The organism is Streptomyces sp. TOM-9, assembly GCF_056858595.1.
Genome location: NZ_JBXEQB010000001.1, coordinates 3720150 through 3739749, shown reverse-complemented (window position 1 = coordinate 3739749; position 19600 = coordinate 3720150). Strand labels below are relative to the sequence as shown.

Annotated in this window: 15 protein-coding genes; 1 reads left to right on the top strand and 14 read right to left on the bottom strand. The window is 73.4% G+C overall.

The genetic code is table 11. The annotated features are described in order from the left end of the window. Window positions 1-47 precede the first annotated feature (47 nt). Window positions 48-1199, top strand: coding sequence for a methyltransferase domain-containing protein (locus AC1VWI_RS17430; RefSeq protein ID WP_499511935.1), 1152 nt, complete (start codon window positions 48-50; stop codon window positions 1197-1199). Here the strand turns inward: AC1VWI_RS17430 and AC1VWI_RS17425 are convergent. From AC1VWI_RS17425 to AC1VWI_RS17360, 14 genes are all read right to left on the bottom strand, one after another. After that, window positions 1180-2148 (bottom strand): FHA domain-containing protein, encoded by a 969-nt coding sequence (locus tag AC1VWI_RS17425; RefSeq protein WP_499511934.1) that lies wholly within the window; start codon window positions 2146-2148, stop codon window positions 1180-1182. The genes AC1VWI_RS17430 and AC1VWI_RS17425 overlap by 20 nt on opposite strands. 39 nt (window positions 2149-2187) lie before the next feature. After that, window positions 2188-3537, bottom strand: coding sequence for a vWA domain-containing protein (locus AC1VWI_RS17420; RefSeq protein WP_499511933.1), 1350 nt, complete (start codon window positions 3535-3537; stop codon window positions 2188-2190). A gap of 53 nt (window positions 3538-3590) precedes the next feature. Continuing rightward, window positions 3591-4778: a protein phosphatase 2C domain-containing protein gene (locus AC1VWI_RS17415; RefSeq protein ID WP_499511932.1), complete on the bottom strand. Its 1188-nt coding sequence runs from the start codon at window positions 4776-4778 to the stop codon at window positions 3591-3593. A gap of 5 nt (window positions 4779-4783) precedes the next feature. Continuing rightward, window positions 4784-7402 (bottom strand): serine/threonine-protein kinase, encoded by a 2619-nt coding sequence (locus AC1VWI_RS17410; RefSeq protein ID WP_499511931.1) that lies wholly within the window; start codon window positions 7400-7402, stop codon window positions 4784-4786. Beyond that, complete coding sequence (locus AC1VWI_RS17405) at window positions 7399-8685, bottom strand: hypothetical protein (protein ID WP_499511930.1); 1287 nt, start codon at window positions 8683-8685, stop codon at window positions 7399-7401. Before AC1VWI_RS17405 ends, AC1VWI_RS17410 begins: the two co-directional genes overlap by 4 nt. Window positions 8686-8724: 39 nt before the next feature. Then, complete coding sequence (locus AC1VWI_RS17400) at window positions 8725-9747, bottom strand: glutamate ABC transporter substrate-binding protein (RefSeq protein ID WP_499511929.1); 1023 nt, start codon at window positions 9745-9747, stop codon at window positions 8725-8727. A 17-nt stretch (window positions 9748-9764) separates the two neighbouring features. Next, entirely contained in the window at window positions 9765-11153 is a 1389-nt protein-coding gene (locus AC1VWI_RS17395; RefSeq protein ID WP_499516837.1) for a GlnX family signal transduction membrane protein, read from the bottom strand. A 229-nt stretch (window positions 11154-11382) separates the two neighbouring features. Then, the gene (locus tag AC1VWI_RS17390; RefSeq protein WP_499511928.1) at window positions 11383-12399 is read right to left on the bottom strand and encodes an N-acetylglucosamine kinase; all 1017 of its coding nucleotides are present in this window, start codon (window positions 12397-12399) and stop codon (window positions 11383-11385) included. Next, the gene (locus AC1VWI_RS17385) at window positions 12390-13652 is read right to left on the bottom strand and encodes a 6-phospho-beta-glucosidase (RefSeq protein WP_499511927.1); all 1263 of its coding nucleotides are present in this window, start codon (window positions 13650-13652) and stop codon (window positions 12390-12392) included. Before AC1VWI_RS17385 ends, AC1VWI_RS17390 begins: the two co-directional genes overlap by 10 nt. Then, a complete protein-coding gene (locus AC1VWI_RS17380; RefSeq protein ID WP_499511926.1) occupies window positions 13649-14554 on the bottom strand; it encodes a carbohydrate ABC transporter permease in 906 nt (301 codons plus the stop codon). The genes AC1VWI_RS17385 and AC1VWI_RS17380 overlap by 4 nt, the downstream gene beginning before the upstream one ends. 5 nt (window positions 14555-14559) lie before the next feature. Then, the gene (locus AC1VWI_RS17375; protein WP_499511925.1) at window positions 14560-15507 is read right to left on the bottom strand and encodes a carbohydrate ABC transporter permease; all 948 of its coding nucleotides are present in this window, start codon (window positions 15505-15507) and stop codon (window positions 14560-14562) included. Next, entirely contained in the window at window positions 15507-16844 is a 1338-nt protein-coding gene (locus AC1VWI_RS17370) for an ABC transporter substrate-binding protein (RefSeq protein WP_499511924.1), read from the bottom strand. Before AC1VWI_RS17370 ends, AC1VWI_RS17375 begins: the two co-directional genes overlap by 1 nt. A 109-nt stretch (window positions 16845-16953) precedes the next feature. Continuing rightward, window positions 16954-18120: an ROK family transcriptional regulator gene (locus AC1VWI_RS17365; RefSeq protein ID WP_499511923.1), complete on the bottom strand. Its 1167-nt coding sequence runs from the start codon at window positions 18118-18120 to the stop codon at window positions 16954-16956. Between the two features lie 322 nt (window positions 18121-18442). Further along, entirely contained in the window at window positions 18443-19501 is a 1059-nt protein-coding gene (locus tag AC1VWI_RS17360; RefSeq protein WP_499511922.1) for a mechanosensitive ion channel family protein, read from the bottom strand. Window positions 19502-19600 lie beyond the last annotated feature (99 nt).

Here is a 19600-nt window from a genome sequence, read left to right as displayed (position 1 = left end):
AGACGGCCCGCGTTGTCCGGAGGGGGTCACCGCCGCAGAGTGGTCGTATGACGGATGGCGACCGGTACGCCGCGGCGGCGGTGCCGTTGCGGGCCCGGCTGGTGCGCCGGATCACCGCGGGCGGGGGGCTGGCGGACCCGCGGTGGCGGGCCGCGTTCGAGGAGGTGCCGCGCCATCTGTTCGTCCCCGTCTACCACCGGCCCCGCTCCGGCGGAGGGTTCACCCGGCTGTCGGCGGACGACGCCGACCCGCGCGGCCGGTCCCGCTGGCTGTCCGGCGCCTACGCGGACGTACCGCTGATCACCCTGGTCCGGGGCGGGGAGCTGGTCTCCTCCAGCAGCCAGCCCTCGCTGATGGCCGCCATGCTGGAGGCCCTGCGGGTCGAGGACGGGCAGCGGGTGCTGGAGATCGGCGCCGGGACCGGGTACAACGCCGCGCTGCTCGCGCACCGCCTCGGTACCGGGGCGGTGACCAGCGTGGACCTCGACGCGGAGATCACCGAGGCCGCCCGCGCGCACCTGGCCGCGGCGGGGCGCCGGGCGACGGTGGTCACCGGGGACGGGGCGCTGGGCTGCCCGGACCGTGCGCCGTACGACCGGATCGTCGCCACCTGCGAGCTGCCGTCGGTGCCGCAGGCGTGGCCCCGGCAGTGCCGGCCCGGCGGGCTGATCCTCGCGCCCTTCGCGGGCGGGCTGATCGCGCTGCGCGTGACGGGCCCGGAGCGGGCCGAGGGGCGCTTCCTGCACACCCCCGCGTACTTCGTCTCGCTGCGGGGCGCCGGCGCGGCCCCGCGCCGGGCGGCCGCCGGCACCGACGGCACCCCCGGGCGCAGCCGTGCCAGCGACACCCCGCCGCGGGTGCTGGAGGACGAGCTGTTCCGCTTCCTGCTCGGCCTGTACGCCGGGGACGCCGAGGTCCACTGGACCCCCGGCGGCCCCACCGTCACCGCCGCCGACGGCTCCGCCGCGCACGCCGCCCGGGACGGCACGGTCCGGCTCACCGGGCCGCGGGACCTGTGGGCCGCCGTCGAGGAGGCGTACGCCCTGTGGCGCGGCCAGGGGCGGCCGCCCCGGGACCGCTTCGGCATGAGCGTGGCGGAGGGCCGCCAGTGGACCTGGCTGGACCGCCCGGACGGGCCGCACCGCTGGGAGCTGCGGCCCGCGCCGGGAACGGCCGGGGTCAGTCGCGGACGATCGTGATCGTCGTCCAGGCTCCGACGTGGACGCGGTCGCCGTCCGCCAGCGGGACGGGCACGAAGGGGTCGATGGGGTCCTCGCCGCCGTTGACGGTGGTCCCGTTGGTGGAGCCCTGGTCCACCACCGACCAGCTGCCGTCGGGCTGCTCCACCAGCACGGCGTGCTTGTGGGAGACGCCCGGGTCCTCGGGAGCCCGGGACAGGTCGATGTCGGGGGCCACGCCCGTGCTGTGCCGGCGTCGGCCGACGGTGACCTGGGGGCCCGTCAGCGGCATCCGCTGCTCGGGGGAGTAGGAGGGGAAGTACAGGCCGCGTGCCTCGGGGCCGCTGCGGGCCATCATGTCGGTGAAGTAGTCCCGGTCGGCGGCGATCACGGCGGTCCAGGTGCGCGGGCCCGCCTGCGGGGGCCCGGGGTCCGGCGGGCTCGGCGGGGTCAGCAGGAAGTCGCCCGAGCCGGAGGTCACCGACTCCGGGGCCAGCGGCTCGGCCGGGCGGTTGATCTGCGACGGGCGGGACCGCTGCGACTCGTAGCGCTGGTACGGCGGCCCGTCCGGCGGGTAGCCGGGGGAGGCGGGCGGTGCCTGCGGGACGAAGGTCGTCCCGGCCTGGGTGACGAAGTTGTAGCGGCACTCCTCGCAGAACTGGGCGTACCCCTCGCGCGGGGTGCCGCAGTTGGGGCAGGGCTCGGCGGCGGCGGTGGCGTCCGGGTCGTAGCCGAACCCGCCCTGGCCGTACCCGGGGTCGTACGCCGGTTCGTAGGCGGGCTCGTAACCGGGCGTGTGGCCCGGGGAGTAGCCGCCGGAGTACGGGGGCGCCGGCGCCGGAGCCGCGTACGTGGGCGGCGGGGACGACGGGCCGGGGACGGAGGGGGACGGTGGCGCGGACATGCGCATCCCGCACACCTCGCACCAGTCGTCCGTCGTGGACTGGTGACCGTTCGGACAAGTCGACATGTCGCGCTCTCCCCCTCTGCCCCGCCCTGTCCCGCTGCTCTATTTCTTCACGCGGACGGTCTTCGTCGAACGTGTCTCGAGGGTCATCTCGTCCGCGTCGGCGACCCGGGCCTTCAGCCGCACAGTACCCGTCGCCGCGTCCACCACGTCCACGACCTTGGCCAGCAGCTTGGCGGTGTCCTCGTTGCCGGAGTCGCTGGCCAGCTGCACCGCCCGGCCGAGCTTGGCGGTCGCTGAGTCGAGGTCGCCCTGCTTGCGGGCCTCCAGGCCCTGCTGGATGACCTGGGCCAGCTCCGCCTGCCCGGTGTAGTGGGCGACCTGCGGGTTGATCCGCGTCGAGGCCGCCATGTCGTCCGTCCACACCGCACGCACCAGCCCCTGGCCGAGCACGCGCGTGGTGCCGTCCGGCTGGGGCAGGACGAGGGAGATCCGGGCCGCGAGCATCTCCTGGCCGACGCCGGCCGCCGGCACCACCACGTTGACGTGGTAGTCGCGCGACTCGTCGCCCCAGGAGCCCGTCGGGTAGTCGCCCGCGCGCGGACCGGCCTCGGTGCGGCGGGCGGTGAGGTCCTCCACCGTCGGTGCGACCTGCTTGACGTACCGGATCTCCGCGCCCTGCGGGGTCCACAGGCGCAGGGCCACGTCCGCGACCTCCTTGCCCATCGCGGCCTCCATCATCTGCCGGAAGTCCGCCTCGAGCCCGGACGGGTCGGCGACGATGTCCACCGTGCCGAGCAGCGCGGAGGCGATCCCGGTCAGCTCCTTGACCTCCCAGTCGGTGCCGACGCCACGCGCGTCGCAGGTGAAGCGGCCCGCGCAGGCGTCCAGCGCGGCACGCAGCACCTCCGGCTTCTCGTGCTCGTTGCGGCCGTCGGTGAGCAGGATGCCGTGCCGTATCGACACGTCGGAGGTGGCCAGCAGCCGGTCGGCCAGCCGCAGCCAGGTGCCGATCGCGGTGCCGCCGCCCGAACTGAGGCGGCGCAGCGCCTCCTTGGCCTGGTGCCGGGTGGCCGGGTCGGCGACGGCCAGACCGCCGTTCGCCGGGTAGACCTCCTTGGCCTGGTGGGTGCCGGCGACCACGGCGAAGGCGACGCCGTCGCGGATGGTGTCGATGGCGGCGGCGGTCGCCTCGCGGGCGCTGCGCATCTTGGTCGGCGGGTAGTCCATGGAGCCCGAGCAGTCCACCATGATCACCACGGCCGCACCGGGCGCGGAGCCCGGCACGTCGCCGGGCGCGTGGGTGGCCAGCGGCAGCCCGCCGGTGGTGCCGCCGCCTGTCGAGGTCACGGTGACGATCGCGTTGACCTCGCGCCCGCCCTCCGGGAGGAACTCGTTCTGGTAGATGTCGACGGAGAACTGCGGCACGTTCGACTTGGAGAAGTTGGCCATCGGGTGCGCTCCTTGCGCTTGTTCAACCTTCGGAAGAGAGCATCAGGGAGAGGTCACGCGGCCGGGAACGGCAGCACGGCGACGGTGATGTTGTCGTGGCCGCCACCGTCGATGGCGACCCCGACCAGCGTGCGGGCGCAAGCCAGCGGCCGGGTGCGGGCGTCCTCGGGCACCACGGAGGCCAGCTCCGCGGCCGACTCCGCGTAGTTCCACAGTCCGTCGGTGCACACCACCACTACACCCGGTTCGTCCGGTTCGAAGGAAGCGGTGTGCGGGTCCAGTTCCACGGCGTCCGCGCCGAGCCAGCCGGTGATGGCGTGGGCCCGCTCGTCCGCGTACGCCTCGGCCTGGGTCATCAGGCCCATCGCCACCATACGTTCGGCCCACGAGTCGTCCTCGGTGAGCCGGGAGGCGGGGGCGGAGCGGTCGTCGGGGATCCAGTAGGCACGGCTGTCCCCGATCCAGCCCACGGTGAAGGTCTTGCCGGAGGTGATCGCGCTGACGCAGGTGCACGCGGGCGCGTTGTGGTGGCGCCGGGCCTCCTCCTCGGGGGTCTCGGCCGCCAGGTCCGTCACCGCCTGGGCGGCGACGAGCAGCGCGTCGCGCATCGCCTCCTCGGGATGGGTGCCGCGGGAGAGGGCCCGCACGAGAGAGGTGCTCGCGGTGCCCGCGGCGGTCTCCGAGGCGTCGTCGGGACGGTACGCGGAGGACACCCCGTCGCACACCACGGCGACGACGGCGGGCGTGCCGTCGGGCAGCGCGGTCGTCGCCAGCGCGAAGGCGTCCTCGTTGCGGTGGTGCCGCAAGCCCCGGTCGGTCACGGCGGCCACGCCGTCGCACTCCTGCTCCTGGTGGTCGCGGGGCCGGGGCTGCGCGTGCCCGCAGTGCTCGCAGTAGCCGTCCCCGTCGACGTCGCCCATGCCGCAGGCGACGCACCGCGGCGAGGCCGCGGACGTCCCGCCCGGGGACGGGTCCAGCCGCGGGTCGGTGATCCGCGCCCGGGGCAGGTCGGCGGTGCCCAGGCCGAAGGCGAGGGTGTCGGTGTCCCTCCCCGGCGGGGCCAGCTCGTACGACTCCGGCTCACCGCCCGGCGGTCCGGGGGCGGCGGCGGGGTCGGGCGGCGCCAGTTCGTACGCGTCCGGTTGCCGGGGCGCGGACAGGTCGGCGCCGCAGACGCCGCAGAACTTGTCGTCGGGTTCCAGAGGCTCGCTGCACTCCGGGCAAACGGTCTCGTGCGGCATGGCGGTTACACCCACGTCCGGGGGCGGAGGCGGTTGGCCCGCTCCACCAGATCGATCCTTGTGCGGCCCTGGTCGGCGAGCCGGGCCAGTACCCGGTACGAGTGTTCCAGGCCGAAGCGCAGCCCCCGTTCGTCCAGGTCCCGGCCCAGGAGCCCGGGCGTGGCGGATCCGGCGGACGGGACGCCGGCCGCGCCCTGCTGCCCGGCCAGCACCCAGTCCAGCGCGCTGCCCAGCACCTCGGTGGACAGCTGCTCGCGCAACCGCGTGTCAAGACCGAGCCGTTGCAGGTCCTCGACCTGCCGGGCCGCGGCGCGCAGGTCGTCCAGGAGCGGCTCCTGCGGGGCGCGTCCGCGCAGCCGCGCGCGGACGGCCGCCACCCGCGCGGCCGTGTAGTGGATCGAGGACTCGGGGACCGACTCCAGGGCGTCCACCGCCCCCGCCCGGTCGCCCGCGGCGAGCCGGACGCGGGCCAGGCCGAAGGCCGCGCTCACGTAGCTCTGGTCGGTGGTCCACACCAGCCGGTAGTACTCGGCGGCGTTGTCCAGCTGGCCCAGCAGCTCGGCGCAGACGCCGAGCGCCAGCTTCGGGGCGGGCTCGCCGGGGAAGGCGTCGTAGACCGCGTCGAAGGACAGCGCGGCGGTGCCGTCGTCACGGGTGACGAGCGCGGCCAGACCGCGGTGCCACACCACGCGCCAGTCGTCGGGATGCTCCTCCTGCAGTCTGCGCAACTCCTCGACGGCCGCGGGCGCGTCGTCGTTGTCGAGCCGGGCGCGTACGGTGCGCAGCCTCAGCTCCGGGGACCGCACCGGCGCCGCCTGCAGCGCGGCCACCAGCTCGGACGGCGCGGCGGCCGCGAGTCCGGCCAGGAAACCGGCGTTGGGGTCGGCGGGGTCGACGTGCGGAACGGGCAGCGAGAGCGCCGCGGCCCGTACGTCGAGCGACGAGACGGCGGGCCCGGCCGCCAGGGCCGGCGGGGCGGTCCGCTGGGCGGGCACGGTGAACGGGGTGCCCGGCACGGTCGCGGCGTACCCGCCGGGGCCGGGCACCGGTGCCGGCGACGGGGGCAGGGCAGGAGCGGCGGCCGTCGCGGCGGGCAGGGCGGGCACGGCGCCCCTGCGGTCGCCGTTCGCGCCGCGGTCGCCCAGGGTGGAGGCGTCCTCGGCGGCCGCCAGCAACTCGGTGTCGACCACTCGCAGTTCCGGACCGAACAGGGTGGACAGCGCGGGCCGCGGCTTGCCGGTGCCGAGCGCGACGACCTCGCGCAGCACGCCCAGCAGCTGCTCGCTCATCTCCTCCGCCGAGGCGAAGCGCCGGCCCGGGTCGGGGTCGGTGGCACGGACCAGCAGCCGGTAGAAGGACTCGTAGCGGGAGAAGACCTCGATGCCGTCCGGGTCCGGCAGGCTGTCCGCGAACACGTTCGTGTAGCCCTGGAAGTCGAAGGTGAGCACGGCCAGCGTCCGCGCCACCGTGTACAGGTCCGAGGCGACGGACGGGCCGACCTCGGGCACCTCGGGGGCCTGGTAGCCGACCGTCCCGTAGATCGGGCTGTCCTGGTCGTCCATCCTGCGGACGGCGCCCATGTCGATGAGTTCCAGCCGGTCCTCGGTCTGGATGGCGTTGTCGACCTTGAAGTCGCAGTAGAGCAGGTTGCGGCTGTGCAGGTGGCCGAGGGCGTCCAGCGCCTCGATCGCGTAGGCGATGGCCTGGTCGACGGGGAGCGGCTCGCGTCTTCCGTCGGCGCTGCGGCGCTCGTTGGCGATCTCCTTGAGGGACTTCCCGCCGACGTACTCCATGACGATGTAGCCGTCGAGGGTGCCGCCCCGCGGGTCGAGGTGCTCGACGAAGTTGTAGATCCGCACGATGTTGGGATGCTCGATCTCGGCGAGGAAGCGGCGCTCGGAGACCGCCGCGGCCAGCGCGTCCTCGTCACCGGTGTCGAGCAGGCCCTTGAGCACCACCCAGCGGTCGCTGACCGCCCGGTCCACGGCCAGGTAGATCCAGCCCAGGCCGCCGTGCGCCAGGCAGCCCACGACCTCGTACTGGCCGTGCACCACGTCGCCCGCCCGCAGCTTGGGCGTGAACGAGTACGGGTGACCGCACTTGGTGCAGAATCCCTCGGTGCGCCCGGCCCGGTCGCCGCGGCTGCGCCCGACCGGCGCCCCGCAGTCGCCCTTGCTGCAGAACCGCTTCCGCTCGGGGACCTGCGGGTCGTGCAGCACCGCGGCGGCCGGGTCCGGCCGGGGGATGGGCGGTACGGTCACCAGGCCGGCGCCCAGCTTGCCGCGGGTCGGCCCGCTGGAGCCGGAGCGCGAACTGCGCACGGAGACGGAGGCGGCACCGCTCGTGGTGCCGCTGAGCGAACGGGACAGCCGTCCCGACACCGAACGGCGCGAGGAGCGGGACGAGCCCGAGGTCCGCGACGAGCGCGAGGAGGCTCCGGAACCCGGTCCGGTCCCCGCGGCCCGTGACGGCTGCGACGGCTTCGACGAGCCCCCGCCCCCGCCCGGACCGGCGGCCGTGCCCGCCGCCGCGGCGAGCGGCGCCAGCCCGCACGTGTCGCAGAACAGCTCACCGCCGCCGACGTCCTCGATCGTCCCGTCGCAGCCCGGACGCTGGCAGTTCATCGTGCATCCCCCCTGTGGTCGGCAGGTCCCGCCTGCCCCGGCACCAGCAGCTCGGCAACGGCCTGCTGATAGCGCAGCACCGCGTGCTCCGCGGCGCGCAGGTCGCACGGCGCGCTCCACAGGAGACGCCGTGCGTGGTCGTACCGCTCCATCAGGAGCGGGTCCTCCGCCATTCCGTGACGCGCCACCTTCGCCCGGTACGCGTCGAGGCGGCCGCGGAGCTCGGCGCGGACGGCCAGCGGCGCGGTGACCGCGGTCAGCGACTCGCGGGCGCGCAGCAGTTCGTCGTCCGCGCGCTGTTCGAGGCCGTCCAGCAGCGGGGAGAGACGGTGCCACTGGCCGGTCCTGCGGAAGTCGACCGCGGCGGAGAGCTGATCGTGCAGCGCGACCGGTGCCCCGCTCACCGCGGGCACCTCCGAGGCCGCGATCTTGGCGAGCACCTCGACCCGGGCGCTGCGCGCCTCGGTGAGGGTGCGGTCGGCGCGCGACAGGACGTCCCGCAGCCGCATCAGCCGGTGATCAGCGTCGTCGCGGACGTGCAGCACGGCCTCGACCTCTCGCCGTATGTCCTCCAGGGTCCGCCCGGCCCGGTCGTAGCGCCCGGTGTCGGGCCGGCCGCCGGACCAGAAGGCGAGCGGGTCGGAGAGCACCTCGGCGCGCAGCGCCGCCAGCGAGTCCAGCATCCCCGCCAGGTCGTCGCCCGAGGGGTGGGTGCCGGGGCGCACCCCGACGGACTCGGCGAGCGAACGGACCCGCTGCGCCTCCGCGATCAGCAGGTCGATGCGCGCAGGCAGCGCCGACCACACCGCGTCGGCGGCGGACACCACGTCCATCACCTGCGCGTACCACTCGTTCATCCGCGCCAGCAGCTGCTCCAGGCTGACCCGTTCGCTCAGCCGGGCCGGACCCGTCAGGCCCCGCGCCGCCTCCGGCACGGCGCCGCCGGAGACGGTGACGCCGGAGCCGCGCAGCAGCTCGGTCAGTTCCCGCAGTTCGCTCTGGGTGGGCCAGCGGCGCCGGCCGCGCAGGGCCCGGGCGGTGACGAGGGCCTCCGTGTACGTGTCGAAGTGCGCCCACAGCAGGGCGACGGCCTGCTCGGCCGCGGCCCAGCGCTCCTTGGTGGCACCGCTCAGCGCCGCGCCCTCCAGCAGCCTGCGGCCGGAGTGGTCCTGCAGCGCGAGCAGGGACGCCTCGATCGCGTCCCGCTCGTCACCGAGCCGTGCCAGGGCACGGTCGGCGTCCTCACGGCTCATCGCCGGTCCGGATGGTCCCGCGACCGCCATCGCACCTTCCTTCTCTCCCGCCGGTCCCCGTGCTTCGCGTCAGTCCTTGTAGAGCGGTTCCGGCGGCCCCTCGATGCCGGGAAGGTCCGCCTCCAGCCAGGTACGGTACGCCTGCATCCAAGGACTGTCCGGGCCACCGCTGCGGTAGTCCTCCAGCACCCTGTTGACCCGGCGCACCAGGTCGGTGTCCTTCTCGTTCATCGCCACGCCGTAGTACTCGGTGGTGACCGGGGTGCCCACCAGCCGCACCGCCGGGTCCTGGGCGGCCTGGCCGGCGGCCAGCGCGTTGTCGGTGAAGACGGCGTCCGCCTCGCCGAGTTGCAGCATCACCAGGCAGTCCAGCTGGTTCGCCACGAGCAGGACGCGGGGCTGCAGCCGCTCCTTCTCCTTCTCCAGCTCGGCCTGCCCGGTGCTCCCCTGGGCGACGCAGATCCGTTTCCCCTTCACGGAGGAGTCGAACCCCTTGATGGTGGACCCCTGGCGGGGGACCAGCAGTTGCTGCCCCGCCTCGAAGTAGGCGGTGGAGAAGGCGATGTGCTTCTCCTTGATCCGTTCGCAGGTGATGCTCACGGTGCGCACCAGCAGGTCCACGTCACGGTTGTTGACGGCGTCGAAGCGCTTGGCGGTCGGCACGGTCTTGTAGAGGATGGCGTCCTCGCTGCCGAGGATGTCCTTGGCGATGGCCTTGGCCAGGTCGATGTCGAAGCCGACGATCTTCCGGGAGACCGGGTCGCGGTAGCTCCAGCGGTAGCCGTTCTGGTCGACGCCGATGACCAGTTTGCCGCGCTTCTTGATCCGTTCGATCGCCGGTCCGCTCGCGGAGGACGGCCGCAGACTCGCCTCCGGGTGGCCGCCGCAGTCGTCGGCCGTGGCCTTCCCCGGCGCGGCGGCCGGCGACCCGGTGGCCGCCGTCCGTGCCTCGGGCCGGTCCCGGCCCCCGTCCCCGAACCTGCCGTCCTGCAGCGGCAGCACGGCGCCGGCGGCCGCGGCCGCGCACAACGCGGCCGCCGAGACCACGGCCGCCCAGCCCCGCACGCGCCGTCCACGCTCCTGGCGTCCCATCAGCCGCCTCCCCCCGCTCACCGGTACTCCGACAGCCGGCGCCCGATGCCGAGCACCGCGCCCGCGGCGCCGAGCACCGCCAGCAGCGCGGCACCCGCCACCAGCCCGTCCAGCGCGCCGCGCCCGTCGGCGGCCGCCCGTTCGAACTCCTGCTGCTCGTGGTCGACGGCGTCGGCTAGTTTGTTGTCGACCTCGTCGAAGCAGAAGCCGGTGAACTGCTCGGGCCGTTGCCCGTTCTCGTACGTGCCGCCGATCGTCTGGGCCACGGCGTCCAGGTAGTTGCCCGCGTCGTCCTTCTCGCGGGCCTCGCCGTGCAGTCCCCACCAGGCCTTCGCGGCCTCCATCGCGGACGTGATGCTCTTGCGGCCCTGGTCGTCGTCGGCGAGGGCGAGCGCCCGTGCCAGCAGGCCCGTCCGCCCGTCGGCGTCCGTGCCCGCCAGGCCCTGCAGTTGCTTGTCGTACGCCGTGCTGTAGGCGTCCCCGCCGCCGCGGGCCACGAGCGTCAGGTTCTCGTTGCCTCGGGCCTGCAGGGTCTGGATCCGGGCCTCGTTGAGGACCTGCAGCGAGCGCGCGCCGTGCGCGTAGGAGTCGTCCAGCTGGGCACGGGCGACGCCGTGCCCGGCGACCAGCCACAGCAGCACCACGGCGGTGGCCACCGTGCCGGCGAGCATGCCCGGGTTGAACACCCGGTGGGTCCGCCGGTAGGAGCGCCGCTGCACCCATACCAGCGCGCCCAGCGCGACGAGGCCGAGGCCCCAGGCGGCCAGCGGCAGGGCCTTGGCGTCCTGGTAGTCCTCGCCCAGCCGTGCGGTCTCGATCGTCCACAGCTGCTTGGCGTCCGGGAGGATCTCCTCGCTCATCATCTTGTTGGCGCGCCGCAGGTACGCCCCGCCGACCGGGAAGCCCTGGCGGTTGTTGGCGCGGGCCCGTTCGACCAGGCCGGTGTAGACCGACAGCCGCTGGTTCAGCCGCTCCAGGCGGGCCTGCGCCTGGGCGGAGTCCTCGGAACTGGCCGCGGCGTCGGCGATGTTCCGCGAGGCGATCTCGATGTCCCGGGTGTACCGCTCGCGGTCCTGCGCGGGGTCGTCGCCGCCGGCGAGGAAGCCGCCGGCGGCGGTGGCGTCCGCGTCGGCGAGCGAGCGGTAGATGTCCGCGGCCCGGGCGCTCAGCGGCTCGCTGTGGTGGATCACGTCGTCGGCCGCGGCGGCGCGATCGGTGATCTGCCACGCCGTCACCGCGCCGAAGGCGACGACCAGCAGGGCCAGCAGCGCCCCGATGATCCGCAGCCGTCCCGGTTCCGTGGTGGCCGCGGCGCGCCACACGCGTAGTTGCTCCACCCATGCCCGTGGTCGCCTGCCGCCGGGTGCGGGCGTGTCCGCCCGCACGGTCGGCGACTTCGTCTCCATCGGCGTCTGTGTCACCTGCCGGCCCTCCCCCCGACCCGTTCGCCCGCGCGTACGCGCGACGAGCCCATGACCAGCAGTATGGCCGTCGTCACCGGCATCCACCCAGGGATTGCGTGGATCTTGCCGTCCGTACAGCCCGTCCGCCGCCCGCCTGGTCCCCTCGCGCGCCGCCCCCTCGCAGCTCACCACGCACGGGGGGTGCGTTCGGTTCCCCCGGCGTGCGCGCCGGTTATGACACGGAGCCCAGCGATGCGTAGTGCGCCCGCAGCCGGGCGTGCGCCTGCGCCGCCGCGCCGGTGGCGTCCAGGCCCAGCAGGGCGGCGCCCAACACCGGCGGGGAGGTCACCACCTTGGGGACGGCCTTGGGCGCCGCGGCGGCCAGCAGGGAGGTCACGGAGTCCATCAGCAAGGGGTGGCGGGCGGCCAGCACTCCGCCGCCGAGGACGACGTCGGCCTCCTCGTCGAGCAGGTCGAGCCGGCGCAGCGCGACCGTGGCCATGACCACGATCTCCTCGGCCTGCCGCTCCACGATGGCCCGGGCGACCGGGTCGCCGGCCTGCGCGGTCGCGAAGAGGACGGGGGTCAGCTCGTGCTTGCGGGAGATCGCGAGGTGGCCCAGGTGCAGGGCCTCGATCAGGGCGTGCATCGAGGTCAGCCCGAAGTGCCCGGGGAGCGCGGCGGCGAGCGCGGTGGCGCCGCCGCGGCCGTCCTCGGCGCGCGCCGCCCACCACAGGGCCTCGTCGGCCAGGCCCGCCCCGCCGCCCCAGTCGCCGGACAGGTGGCCGATGGCCGGGAAGCGGGCCGTGCGCCCGTCCGGGAGCATGCCCGCGCAGTTGATGCCGGCGCCGCACACCACGGCGACCCCGCGCGGCCCGTCGACGCCCGCACGCAGGAGGGCGAAGGTGTCGTTGGCGACACGGGTGGTCCCGCCCCAGCCTTGGGCGTGGACGGCGCGTTCGAGCAGCTGCTCCTCCACGGGCAGGTCGGCGTTGGCCAGGCACGCGGAGACGTGCCGCACCAGCGGTTCCCCGGGTCGCGGGGCGAGGCCGGCGGCGTCGGCGGCCCGCTCGACGATGCGCGCGATCACCTCGACCGCCGCCTCGGTGCCGACGATCTGCGGCTGGAACCCGCCGCCGCGGGCGGTGCCCAGCACCGTCCCGTCGGCGGCGACGAGGGCGACGTCGGTCTTGCTGTTGCCCGCGTCGACGGCGAGCACCCCGTCGACGACGAGAGGGTTCAGGCCCACGCGAGGTGCTCCCGGTTGTGCGCGATCAGACGGTCGGTCAGGGCCTCGGCGTACTCGTACTGGCCGACCAGCGGGTGCGAGAGCAGGGCTTTGAAGACCCGGTCGCGTCCGCCGTGCACGGCGGCGGTCAGCGCCAGGTCCTCGTAGGCGGTGACGTTCGCGACCAGACCGGCGTACAGCGGGTCCAGGGGCGGGACGGGCAGCGGGTGCGTCCCGTGCGCGTCCACGGTGGCCGGGACCTCGATGACGGCGTCGTCGGGGAGGAAGGGGAGGGTGCCGTTGTTGAGGGTGTTGACGACCTGGACGTCGCCGGTGTCCCGCAGGAGGGAGGAGGCCAGGGCCACGGCGGCCTCGGAGTAGTAGGCCCCCCCGCGCCGGGAGAGCAGCTCCGGCTTCTCGTCGAGGGTCTCGTCCCCGTACATCCCCAGCAGTTCCGCCTCGATGGCGGCCACCTCGGCGGCCCGGGACGGCTTGGTCCGCATCTCCCGCACGACCTCGTCGTGGGCGTAGTAGTAGCGCAGGTAGTACGAGGGCACCACGCCCAGCCGGTCCAGCACCGGGCGGGGCAGGTGGAGGTCGGCGGCGATGGCGTCGGCGTGCTCGGCGAGCAGCTTCGGCAGGACGTCCTCGCCGGCGGGGCCGCCGAGCCGGACGCCGCGTTCCCAGGTGAGGTGGTTGAGACCCACGTGGTCCAGGTGGACGTCCTCGGGCGCCACGCCGAGCAGCCCGGCGAACTTCCGCTGGAAGCCGATGGCGACGTTGCACAGTCCGACGGCCTTGTGACCGGCCTGCAGCAGGGCGCGGGTGACGATGCCGACCGGGTTGGTGAAGTCGATGATCCAGGCACCGGGGGCCGCCCGGCGGACCCGCTCGGCGATGTCCAGCACCACCGGCACCGTGCGCAGCGCCTTGGCCAGCCCGCCCGCGCCGGTGGTCTCCTGGCCGACGCAGCCGCACTCCAGCGGCCACGCCTCGTCCTGCGCCCGGGCGGCCTGGCCGCCCACGCGCAGTTGCAGCAGCACGGCGTCGGCCCCGGCCACGCCCGCGTCCAGGTCCGAGGTGGTGGTCACGGTGCCGGGGTGGCCCTGCCTGGCGAAGATCCGCCGGGCGAGCCCGCCGACCAGCCGCAGCCGGTCCTCGGCGGGGTCGACCAGGACCAGCTCCTCGACCGGCAGGGTCTCCCGCAACCGGGCGAAACCGTCGATGAGTTCCGGGGTGTACGTGGACCCGCCGCCCACGACCGCCAGCTTCATCCTTTGACTCCCGTCAACGTCACGCCTTCGATGAAGGCCCTTTGTGCGAAGAAGAAGACGACGATCACGGGTGCCATGACCAGCACCGTGGCGGCCATCGTCAGGTTCCAGTTGGTGTGGTGGGCGCCCTTGAAGGACTCCAGGCCGTAGCTCAGGGTCCAGGCGGCCGGGTTCTCGCTCGCGTAGATCTGCGGGCCGAAGTAATCGTTCCAGCAGTAGAAGAACTGGAACAGCGCCACCGCGGCGATGGCGGGCTTGGCCATCGGGAGCACGACGCGCAGCATCGTGCGCAGTTCGCCGCAGCCGTCGACCTTCGCCGCGTCCGTGTACTCCTTGGGGATGGTGAGCAGGAACTGCCGCAGCAGGAAGATGGTGAACGCGTCGCCGAAGGCCATCGGGATGATCAGCGGCCACAGCGTGCCCGACAGGTGCAGCTGCTTCGCCCAGAACAGGTACATGGGCACGACGACGACCTGCGGGGGCAGCATCATCGTGGAGATCACGAGCATCATCGACAGATTCCGCCCGCGGAAGCGGAACTTGGCCAGCGCGTAGGCGACCGGCGTGCTGGAGACGACGGTCAGCACGGTTCCGAGGCCCGCGTACAGCAGGGTGTTGCGCCACCAGGTGAGGAAGCCCGGGGCGTCCCAGACGGTGCCGAAGTTGCCCCACTCCCAGGTCCTGGGCCACAGGTCGCGGGTGAGGGCCTGGTTGTCGCTCATCACCGCGGTGAGGAAGACGAAGACGAACGGCAGGACGAAGAAGAGCGCGGCCGCGATGCCGAGGGCGTGCACCGCGATCCAGTGCAGCGCCGCCTTGCGGGCCGCGGTGCGCCGCGCACCGGAGGGGAGTCCGGTGGCGGACGCCGGGGCCGAGGGGGCGAGGGTCGCGTGGGTCGTCATGGGTGTCAGTCCTCCGCCGTCAGGAAGCCGCTGCGGCGGCGCATCAGGAGCGCGGTGAAGGCCATGGAGAGCGCGAAGAGCACGAGGGCGATCACACAGGCCGAGCCGGTGTCGAAGCGCTGGAAGCCGAGGTTGTAGACCAGTTGCGGCAGGGTCAGCGTGGACTTCTCCGGGTAGCCGGGTTCGAACTGCTGGCCGGAGCCGCCGATGATGCCGCTGGCGACCTTCCCGGCGACCAGGGGCTGTGTGTAGTACTGCATCGTCTGGATCACCCCGGTCACGACGGCGAAGATCACGATGGGCGAGATGTTCGGCAGCGTGACGTAGCGGAACCGCGACCAGGGGCCGGCGCCGTCCAGCTCGGCGGCCTCGTACTGCTCCTTGGGCACGTCGAGCAGCGCCGCCATGAAGATGACCATGAGGTCGCCGATGCCCCACAGGGCCAGCAGCGTGAGGGCGGGCTTGGACCAGGACGGGTCGTTGAACCAGCCGGGCGTCGGCAGCCCGACGCTGCCCAGCAGGTGGTTGACCGGCCCGGTGCCGGGGTTGAGCAGGAAGGCGAAGGCCATGGTCGCGGCCACCGGCGGGGCCAGGTAGGGCAGGTAGAAGGCGGTGCGGAACAGCCCCGCGCCCGTCTTGATCTTCGTGATCAGCAGCCCGATCCCGAGCCCGAACACGACCCGCAGGCTGACCATGACGACGACCAGCCACAGGGTGTTGCGCAGCGCCGGCCAGAAGAACGGGTAGTCGTTGAAGACGTACGACCAGTTCTTGAGGCCGTTCCAGGTGGGGGCGGTGAAGCCGTCGTACTTCATGAAGGAGAAGTAGACGGTCGAGACCAGCGGGTAGGCGAAGAAGACGCTGAAGCCGATCAACCAGGGCGAGAGGAAGGCGAGGGTGCGAAGCGCCTCGCGGCGGCGCTTCGCCCTCAGCATCGGGTGGACGGTGCTCATCAGCGGGCCTGCGCGATGTCCTTGTCGACCTGCTCGTCGACGCCCTTGAGGCCGGCGGCCAGGTCGGTCTGCTTGCCCGCCTCGTAGGCGTAGCCGAAGTCCTGCAGCGTCAGCTGGTAGGTGCCGCCGTTGACGCTGGCGGGGGTGGTGGTGCTGTTGGGGTTCTGCGCGATCTCCACGAAGGTGCGGAAGAGGGGATCGGCGTCCAGCTCCGGGGACTTCAGCGCGGCCAGCGTGGAGGGCACGTTGTGGATGGCGTTGGCGAAGCTCACCACCGCGTGGGTGTCGGTGGTCATGTACTTCACCAGCTCCCAGGCGGCGTTCTTCTTGGCGCTGGTGTTGGCGACGCCGATGATCGTGCCCGACAGGTAGCCCTTGCCGTAGGTGTCGGCCTGGTGGTCCGGCACGGGGAAGGGGGCGACGCCGATCTCGAACTTCGTGCCCGCCTCCGCGGCCATGCCGGCCCGCCACTCGCCGTCGATGGCCATGGCCACCTGGCCGGTGTGGAAGGGGTTCTTGGCGCCCCACTCGTCACCGAAGCCCGACCGGTACTTCTCCAGCTTCGTGAAGCCGCCGAGCGCCTTCACCATGTCCTGCTGCCAGGTGAACATGGCCGCGAAGCCCGGGTCCTTGGCGACGCCGGACTTGCCGTCGGCGTCGAAGTACTTCGCGCCCCACTGCGCGGCCAGGTGGGTGGTGGTGGACTCGTAGCCGTGGAAGTTCGGCATGAATCCGAGCTGGGAGTAGGAGTCGCCCTTGCTCTTGGTGAGCTTGACCGCGTCGGCCTTGAACTCCGAGAGGGTCTTCGGCGGGGAGGTGATCCCGGCGGCCTTGAAGGCGTCCTTGTTGTAGTACAGCCCGTAGGCGTCGCCGAGCAGCGGCAGCGTGCAGCGCTTCCCCTCGAACTGGGTGTACTCCAGCATCGGCTTGGGGAAGGTGGCGGCCGGGTCGATGCCGGACTTCTTCAGGAACGGGTCCAGGTCGGCGAAGGCGTTGGACGAGCAGAACTTGCCGACGTTGTCGGTGGTGAAGGAGGAGACGACGTCCGGGGCGTTGGGGCCGCCGGCCCGCAGCGCCTGGTTGATCTTGTCGTCGGTGATGTTGCCCTGCACCTTGACGTGGATGTTGGGGTGGGCCTTCTCGAACGCCTTGACGTTGGCGTCGATCGACTTCACCTCGCTCGGCGCGGACCAGCCGTGCCAGAAGGTGATGGTCACGTCCTTGCTGGGGTCGTCGCCTGCGGTGTTGTTGCCGGAGCCCGTGCACGCGCTCGTCAGCAGGGTTATCGCGGCGGCGGCTGCGACGGCGGCCGCGGCCGTCTTGGTGGAACCGGACACTTCGCTTCCTCCGGGGGACTTCGGGCGGTTCGAGGGTGTGCGAGACCGGCGGAGGGACCCGCGGGGGTCCGTCCGCTGCGTGTGCGGGTGGGTGGGTGGGCCGGTGCGTTCAGCGCGAGGTGTCGAACACCTCGTCGCGGGTGGTGGCGAGGGCGCTCTGCAGCGCCCCGGACAGGACGGGGTCGTTCGGTACGCCGCCGAGCACCAGCCGGGGCCGGGGCACGGCCAGGTCGGCCAGTTCGGACTGGACCAGGGAGCGCAGCGGCTCCCCGCCCGCGGCGATCACCCCGCCGGCCAGGACGATCAGTCCGGGGTCGAGGACGGTCACCAGCGAGGCCAGCCCGATGGCGAGCCCGGTGGCGAAGCGCCGCAGCAGCTCCGCGTGCGCGTCGTCGCCGGTCCCCGCCGCCGCGGCGAGCAGCGCCGAGGCGCCCTCGGCCTGGGTGCCCCGTGGCACGGTGAGTCCCAGTTCCCGCGCGATGCGCAGCACCGCGTTGCAGCCGGCCAGTTCCTGGAAGCCGCCGGCGTTGGCCTTGGCGACGTGCCGGACCAGGGGGGTCCCCGGCACCGGCATGAAGCCGACCTCGCCGGCGCCGCCGGTCCAGCCGCGGTGCAGCCGGCCGCCGATCACGATGGCCGCGCCGATGCCCTCCTCGTTCCACAGCAGGACGAAGTCGTCGTGGTCCCGGGCCGCGCCGAGCCGTTGCTCGGCGACGGCGGCGAGGTTCACGTCGTTGTCGTACTCCAGGGGGACGGGCAGGGCGGCGGCCAGCTCGTCCAGGAGGGTGGGGGAGTGCCAGCCGGGGAGGTGGCTGGCGTAGCGCAGCCGGCCGGTGCTGGGGTCGAAGGCGCCGGGGGTGCCGACGACGATCCGGTGCAGGTCGGTGCGGTGCAGCCCGGCCGCCTTCACCGCGCCGTCGACGGCCTGGACGACCTGCTCGACGGCGCCGCCCTGGCCGCGCCGGCCGCGGCCAGGGGCGGCGAGCTCGAACACGCCGGTCACCCGGCCGGTGATGTCGGCGACGGCGGCGCGGATGCGCTCGGTCGTCACGTCGAGGCCGGCGACGTGCGCGGCCGCGGGGTTGACCGCGTACAGCTGGGCGTTGGGCCCGGGGCGCCCGGCCGTCGTGCCGGTGGCGAGGACCAGCCCGGCCGCTTCGAGACGGGCGAGCAACTGGGAGGCGGTGGGCTTCGACAGGCCGGTGAGCTTGCCGATCCGGGTACGGGAGAGCGGGCCGTGTTCGATGAGCAGGTCGAGCGCGGCGCGGTCGTTCATCGCCCGCAGTACGCGCGGTGTGCCGGGGGTGCCAGGTGTGCCTGGGCTTCCGGGGGTAGCGGCCACGGTCTCGTCCTCCCTCGTCGTGACGGCTCGCGCCGCAGGCTACGGCACGGGGCTGATGGGCTGGGTGGGGTCAGGGGGGCTGGTGTGCCCGGTGTTGGTAGTTAGGAAACTTTCCTGTTGGTGAAAGGCAAGGTAGGCGCCCGTGGCCGGAGCGTCAAGGGCGGTTCGCGAGGTCGGCGCCAAAGCGTTACCGGCCGCACCGCGGCACGCAAAAGGGGCGCCGGGCGGTGCCCGGCGCCCCTGGTGGGCGGTGTCGCTACTTGACGGTGCTCGGCTGGGACGGCCCCGGCGCCGGGGCCAGCGGCTGGGCCGCCAGGGCCTGCGGGGAGGCGGGGTTGGCCAGTGCGGACGGCGGGGCGACGGCGGACGAGGGGTCGGCCGGCTCGGCCTCCTCCACCGCCTGCGGGGTTCCGCCGACGATCGCGATCCCGGCCGCGTCGAAGGCCCGCTTGATCCTCCAGCGCAGCTCCCGGGCGACCGCCGCCGACTTGCCCGGCATCGTCTTGACCTGCGCCTGGATCAGCACCGAGTCCGAGGTCACCGACTCCAGGCCCAGCACCTCGACGGGCTCCCAGAGCACCTCGTCCCACGGCTGGTCCTTGGCCATGGCGGCGGCGGCCTCCTCGATCACCGTGCGGGCCCGGTCCAGGTCCTCCCCGTAGCCGACCTGGACGTCCACCACGGCCGTCGCCCAGCCCTGGCTGAGGTTGCCGATCCGCTTGACCTCGCCGTTGCGGATGTACCAGATCTCGCCGTTGTCGCCGCGCAGCTTGGTCACCCGCAGTCCGACCTCGACCACGGTGCCGCTGGCGACGCCTGCGTCGATGACGTCGCCGACGCCGTACTGGTCCTCCAGGATCATGAAGACCCCGGAGAGGAAGTCGGTCACCAGGTTCCGCGCGCCGAAGCCGATAGCCACACCTGCCACACCCGCGCTGGCCAGCAGCGGAGCCAGGTTGATCTTCAGCACGGACAGCACCGTCAGTGCCGCCGTCCCCATGATCACGAACGAGGCCACGCTGCGCAGCACCGAGCCGATCGCCTCACTGCGCTGCCGCCGCCGCTCGGCGTTGACCAGCAGCCCGCCCAGTGCGCTCGTCGCCGCGACCTCGGCACCGCGGTTCATGCGTTCGATGAACTTGGTGATCATGCGGCGGACGACGGTCCTCAGCACCAGCGCGATCACCAGGATCAGCAGGATGCGCAGCCCGGCGGAGAGCCAGTCCGCCCAGTTCTGGCTGATGTAGTCGGCGGCGTCGGTCGCGCTCTTCTGGGCGTCGTCGATCGTCGTGACGGTGGACGGCGAGGGGGACACGGGCGGAAACCTCCGGGGTTGGGCAGGCTTCCCACACTAACGGGGGAGGCGAAGTGTCCCGTTGTGTTGTTCGAGCGCGACGTGCGGTGATTCAGGGCA

What these genes read in the sequence shown, in the direction of transcription:
- AC1VWI_RS17380 (WP_499511926.1), bottom strand. Translation starts at nt 14,554, where the DNA reads ATGACGACCCACGCGACCCTCGCCCCCTCGGCCCCGGCGTCCGCCACC.
- AC1VWI_RS17420 (WP_499511933.1), bottom strand. Translation starts at nt 3,537, where the DNA reads ATGGCCAACTTCTCCAAGTCGAACGTGCCGCAGTTCTCCGTCGACATC.
- AC1VWI_RS17395 (WP_499516837.1), bottom strand. Translation starts at nt 11,153, where the DNA reads ATGGAGACGAAGTCGCCGACCGTGCGGGCGGACACGCCCGCACCCGGC.
- AC1VWI_RS17410 (WP_499511931.1), bottom strand. Translation starts at nt 7,402, where the DNA reads ATGAACTGCCAGCGTCCGGGCTGCGACGGGACGATCGAGGACGTCGGC.
- AC1VWI_RS17425 (WP_499511934.1), bottom strand. Translation starts at nt 2,148, where the DNA reads ATGTCGACTTGTCCGAACGGTCACCAGTCCACGACGGACGACTGGTGC.
- AC1VWI_RS17365 (WP_499511923.1), bottom strand. Translation starts at nt 18,120, where the DNA reads ATGAACGACCGCGCCGCGCTCGACCTGCTCATCGAACACGGCCCGCTC.
- AC1VWI_RS17400 (WP_499511929.1), bottom strand. Translation starts at nt 9,747, where the DNA reads ATGGGACGCCAGGAGCGTGGACGGCGCGTGCGGGGCTGGGCGGCCGTG.
- AC1VWI_RS17430 (WP_499511935.1), top strand. Translation starts at nt 48, where the DNA reads ATGACGGATGGCGACCGGTACGCCGCGGCGGCGGTGCCGTTGCGGGCC.
- AC1VWI_RS17405 (WP_499511930.1), bottom strand. Translation starts at nt 8,685, where the DNA reads ATGGCGGTCGCGGGACCATCCGGACCGGCGATGAGCCGTGAGGACGCC.
- AC1VWI_RS17415 (WP_499511932.1), bottom strand. Translation starts at nt 4,778, where the DNA reads ATGCCGCACGAGACCGTTTGCCCGGAGTGCAGCGAGCCTCTGGAACCC.
- AC1VWI_RS17375 (WP_499511925.1), bottom strand. Translation starts at nt 15,507, where the DNA reads ATGAGCACCGTCCACCCGATGCTGAGGGCGAAGCGCCGCCGCGAGGCG.
- AC1VWI_RS17385 (WP_499511927.1), bottom strand. Translation starts at nt 13,652, where the DNA reads ATGAAGCTGGCGGTCGTGGGCGGCGGGTCCACGTACACCCCGGAACTC.